This window comes from bacterium (assembly GCA_035530055.1).
Classification (GTDB): Bacteria; UBA6262; WVXT01; order WVXT01; family WVXT01; genus WVXT01.
Genome location: DATKVN010000087.1, coordinates 1 through 5126, shown reverse-complemented (window position 1 = coordinate 5126; position 5126 = coordinate 1). Strand labels below are relative to the sequence as shown.

4 protein-coding genes are annotated in these 5126 nt (G+C 43.0%); all 4 read left to right on the top strand.

Going from position 1 to position 5126, the window contains the following annotated elements; translation table 11 throughout:
* Positions 1-75 precede the first annotated feature (75 nt).
* On the top strand, positions 76-630 hold the full coding sequence (locus VMW39_06720; protein ID HUW23705.1) for a hypothetical protein: 555 nt from the start codon (positions 76-78) through the stop codon (positions 628-630).
* A 51-nt stretch (positions 631-681) separates the two neighbouring features.
* Positions 682-1659 (top strand): sugar kinase, encoded by a 978-nt coding sequence (locus VMW39_06715; GenBank protein HUW23704.1) that lies wholly within the window; start codon positions 682-684, stop codon positions 1657-1659.
* A gap of 253 nt (positions 1660-1912) precedes the next feature.
* On the top strand, positions 1913-2563 hold the full coding sequence (locus VMW39_06710; protein HUW23703.1) for a bifunctional 2-keto-4-hydroxyglutarate aldolase/2-keto-3-deoxy-6-phosphogluconate aldolase: 651 nt from the start codon (positions 1913-1915) through the stop codon (positions 2561-2563).
* A 248-nt stretch (positions 2564-2811) separates the two neighbouring features.
* Positions 2812-5126 (top strand): tetratricopeptide repeat protein (locus VMW39_06705; GenBank protein ID HUW23702.1); only part of this gene is annotated, 2315 nt, incomplete at its 3' end.

The window sequence follows — 5126 nt, the reverse complement described above, 5'->3', positions numbered from 1 at the left end:
ACATCTCCTATCTTTTTACTTGACTAGACTTAAAATCTATAATATACTAAAAAAAGTGCTATTCGGGGAAGATTTATGAAAAGACATATCTCCATTCTTCTCTCCTTTCTGTTCCTGTTTCTCTTCAATATTTCGTTTGCGCTGACCGAAAAAGACTTCAAACATTCTATGAATTTCTACCAGAAATTGGTAGAGAAAAAGGTTAGCGTGGAAGAACTTATCTTTACTCTACAGAAGATTTTAAAAAAATATAGTGATATCGAAGTAAATCTTACTCCTGTTAGAGAAAAATTATTAATTCTTAGGAAATTTAGGATTTCCAGGGATTTCTATAAAAAACTTGAGGCAGGAGGAGCGAGTATTGACGAACGCATTGCTGCCCTCGAGCGAGTTCTAATTAAGTTTAGAAATACTGATGCGGATCTTTCTGGAATGGAAAGGAGGCTTAAGCGACTGCAGGAAGCGAGGGCAGGTGAAGAGGAAGAACTGGAAAAGTTTGAAGATTTTGAGGTAGATAAAGAGACAGGCGCACCCACGATGGAGGGAGAGTTTGAAGAAGGAGAGATGAGCGGCTCAGAAATTGAGGAAGAAACTGAAGATTTAGAAGAATTTAAAGAATTTAAACCGTAGATGAAGTATTCGGGGTCGTCCCTGACCCCGAGATGAAAGGAGGGGAGTGGAATGTATGATGTTGTGGCTTTAGGAGAGGCAATGCTGAGGCTTTCACCGCCTAACTATATGAGGTTGGAGCAGACGAATAGTTTTGACGTTAATGTAGGGGGGTCAGAGTTGAATACTTCTGTGGGAGTGGCTAGATTTGGTTTGAGAACGGCCTGGGTTACAAAGCTGGTCAATAATCCTCTGGGAAAGATGGTGGCTAACAAGGCCAGAGAACATGGCATAGATACTTCTCATATAGTCTGGGCTGACGGAGGGAGAGTGGGAATATACTATCTGGAATTGGGTAGTACGCCCCGGGCGAGCAGAGTCATTTATGACCGTAAAGACTCAGCTGTAAGTAAACTTGGACCGGGTGAAGTAAACTGGTCCACCATTTTGAAGGGGACAAAGCTTTTTCTTACCAGTGGAATTACCACTGCTCTGAGCCCAACTTGTCGAGAAGCTACAATCGAGGCTATAAACGAGGCAAAGAAGCAAGGCTGCAAAATCTGTTTTGACATAAACTTTAGAGCGAAGTTGTGGTCGGCCGAGGAGGCGAAGAAGTGCCTCTCTAAGATATTGGATAAAGTTGATATCATTGTAACCACACAATTTGATACTGAGGAAGTTTTTGGCTATAAAGGTTCTTATGAGGAGATAGCAAAACAATTAAAAGATAAGTTTGGCTGTTCAGTGGTTGCCATTACTTTAAGAGAGGTGCGCACTGTTCTGACCGGTGGATGGACCAGCATTGCCTTGGCTGATAAACTCTATAAGGGCAAAAAGTACGATGTAGAAATAATTGATAGAGTCGGCAGTGGCGATGCATACACTGCTGGTTTCATTTATGGCTATCTAACAGGCGATGTGGAGAAGGCCGTTGCTTATGGAGATGCTCTGGCCGCGTTGGAACATTCTGTTCCCGGCGATTTGAGCTGGTTTACAGAAGATGAAGTTAAGAAGCAGATTAAGGCTGCTGGTTATAGAATTCAAAGATAAAAATTATCTTTGTAGCTGCAGAGCGATAGCTCTGCATTGTAGGGGCGGCACTCCGTGGCCGCCCAAAGGAAGGGACGGCACAGAGTCCGTCCCCTACAGGCAGGCAAAGCTTACGCTTTGCGGCTACATTCTTCGGTTTTTGGCTAAATAGGGAGGGTCGCCGTCGCGACGAATAAGGAGCGACAAGTCTGGCGACGGGTTCGAGATGGTGAGAACCCCGGCCGGATTGAGCGAAGCGAAAGGAGGTGAGTTTATGGATAAGAAGTCGGAACAACTTAAGCTTATGCTTGAGTGCGGAATTGTGCCTGTAATCAGAGCCCAATCTCCTGAACAGGCTATGAACATAGTCGATGCCATTAGGGAAGGCGGGATCAAAACTATTGAAATAACAATGACTGTTCCCAATGCTATTGGAGTGATGGAGAAAGTGGCAGGGAAGTTTGGAAAGGAAGTGCTTTTAGGAGCGGGCACTGTTCTCGATGGAGAAACAGCCAGAGCATCCATTCTTGCAGGTGCGGAATTTATTGTAGCACCCTCATTGAATGAAGAAGTCATCAAGATATGTAAGAGGTATACCAAAATTGCAATTCCGGGGGCGATGACGCCCACGGAAGTTGTCCATGCCTGGGAGATGGGAGCAGACATTGTAAAAATCTTCCCTGCAGGGCAGTTAGGAGGTCCGAAGTATATTAAGGCGCTTAAAGGTCCCCTCCCGCACATTCTCTTCCTTCCTACAGGGGGAGTAAATTTAGAGAATGCTGGCGAATTCATTAAGGCTGGTTCGTGTGCCATTGCCGTGGGGACAGCATTAGTTGATAAGAAAGCAGTAGCTGAGGGAAAGTTTGAAGTTTTGACTCAGAAAGCCAAGCAATTTCTCGAGGAAGTAAAAAAGGCAAGAGGATAAGGGTTCGTTCTTTGCCAAATTGATTTCAAATTTTGATTCCTGCCTGTCGAGGTTACACAATAGATTAACCCCTGTTATGTAAGATATTGACAGGGGTTAATTTTTTCTATAGCCGGGGAAAACACTGTCAAGGTACTCGGGGACGAGCCTGACTACCGTACTAGGTACTCGGGGTCGTCCCTGACCCCGAGTAGCGATTGACCTGTAAACAATTATATGTTATAATTTAAAAATTGAGGTAACTTTCTATGTTCAAAAAGATACTGATAACTCTTCTTTTGCTATCTATTTTCTCAGCAAATAGTGTTTTTGGTCAGGTTGCTTCTCGCGAGGAAGAAGACTTATACAATTTTTGTATGAGTCTCTATAGCGATGGAATGTATAAACTGGCAGCGGAGCAACTGGATAAATTTGAGAGAAATTACCCGGAAAGCAAGAAGCTCCCTGAGGTGAGATTCTACAAGGCAGAAGCCCTGTTCAAGGAAAGAGATTATGCAAGGGCGTTTGTTGGGTATGGCAAGGTTGTAAGTTCACATCCGGGAACAGATTTTGCTCTAAGAAGTGCCATTCGTCTGGCTGACTGTAAATATATGGCCAAAAACTACTCTGAAGCAATAAGACTCTATCAGGATTTCATCCGTAGATATCCTAAGAGCGACCTGGTGGCAGAAGCAAAATATTATACTGCTGAATCTTATTTCAATCAGGAAAAGTATGGAAGGGCTATTTCAGGTTATGACGAGATTATCAAAAGATACCCTCAATTTAAACATATGGACTATGTATACTACTCCCGGGGTTTCTCTTACTTCAAGCAAGAAAAATATTCCCAGGCTCTCTTTGAATTTTCCAAAGTGGTTAAATCTTTTCCCAAAAGTAGTATTGCTGATGCGAGCCAATTTTTTATGGGAGAATGTCGGTTTTACCATGGGAATTATGAGTTAGCTATACCTGAATACGAGAAATTGTTTAATAACTATCCCCAATCCACATATCTTCCTCAAGCCCAGTTTAAGATTGGAGAATCTCTCCTCGAACAGAAAAAGTACTCTTTGGCCAGACAAGCGTATCAGAAAGTATTAACAATTACCGAATCTGGCGACCTGCGAGGAGCTGCACTGTATGAAATCGGCGAGGCATTCTACCGGGAAGGAGAATACCCGGAAGCAATTATCGCTTATCAGGAAGTCATTAAAGTCTATCCTCGTTCCGACCAGGCAGTGAAGGCCCAGCAGTCTATTGGCTGGAGTTACCTGAAGCAGGGAAAGTTTGCTGAAGCCAGGAAGGCTTTTTCAGAGATGATAACCAGGTATCCTAAATCGGGATACGTCGACTCAGCTCTCTATATGATTGGTAATCTGTTCTATTATGAGAAGAAATACGACGATGCAATTAAACAATACCAAGTATTAGTGGAAAATTTTGCCACAAGTAATCTGGCTGATGATGCTGTCTACTGGAAAGGCTGGTGTTACTATAAGAAAGGACAATACGATGACGCCATTTACGCTTTCCGAGAAGTTGAAAAGAAGTACCCTGATAGCAAATTGATGGTGGAAGCGAAGTTCCAGATTGCAGAATCTCTGTTTCGAAAGAGAGATTTTGATTTTGCAGGGAAGGTTTACCAGGAAGTTATTGACCGTTATCCCCAGAGCGGCTTGGCTGACGATGCCTATTTTGGTTGGGGAAGGTCTTCTTACGAAAAAGGCGATTTCGTTTCTGCTATCAAGGCTTATGGGGCAATTATTACCGCCTATCCAAAGAGTGACCTTGCTCCCCGGGCGCAGATGGAGATAGGAAATTGTCTTGTGAGCCAGAAAAAGTATGGTGAAGCGCACAACGCCTATAACCTTGCTCTCAAGAACTATCCCCAAAGCCGTATTGAAGACCAGATAAGATTCCACATTGGCCTTGCTTACTATAAAGAAGATAAATATGAGAAGGCAATTGAGGCTCTTAATAGTCTAAGGGAGAAATTCGAGAATAGTAATATTATTGACCGAGCTATTTATTACATTGGATGGTCGTACTTCAAGCAGAAAAAATACGACGAAGCAGTCCTCCACTTTAACAGTGTAGTAGCCAATTATCCTGAAAGTGCCATTGCCGCAGACTCCCTATTTAGAATTGGAGACGCACTTTACAATCAAAAGCAATACGAGCAAGCGATAAAGAATTATCAGAAAGTCATCAATCAGTATCCTGAAAAAGAGATAGCGGAGTTTGCTTATTACGCTATTGGCTGGAGTTACCACGCTCAAGGAGAAGAAGCTAAGGCAATTGAGGTGTATAAAGATTTTATTGAGAAGTATCCGAATAGCCATTTGAATGTGGAAGCGAGGTATCGCCTCGGGGAATACTATTATGGCAAAGATAATTTTGACGAAGCAGCAAAGATTTATCGCTCGATAGTGGAGAACTTTCCCAACTCACCTCTTGCCGACGATTCCAGTTATTGGTTAGCCTGGAGTTATTACAGGGCTGGCAAATACGATGAAGCAGCCGATACTTATAGGAAGCTAATAGTGAGCTATCCTGATAGCGAGCTTGCCAGTGAAGCTCA

Bases quoted from the DNA above. Each gene is read 5' to 3' on its own strand.
- VMW39_06710 (HUW23703.1), top strand. From the start codon at position 1,913: ATGGATAAGAAGTCGGAACAACTTAAGCTTATGCTTGAGTGCGGAATT.
- VMW39_06720 (HUW23705.1), top strand. From the start codon at position 76: ATGAAAAGACATATCTCCATTCTTCTCTCCTTTCTGTTCCTGTTTCTC.
- VMW39_06715 (HUW23704.1), top strand. From the start codon at position 682: ATGTATGATGTTGTGGCTTTAGGAGAGGCAATGCTGAGGCTTTCACCG.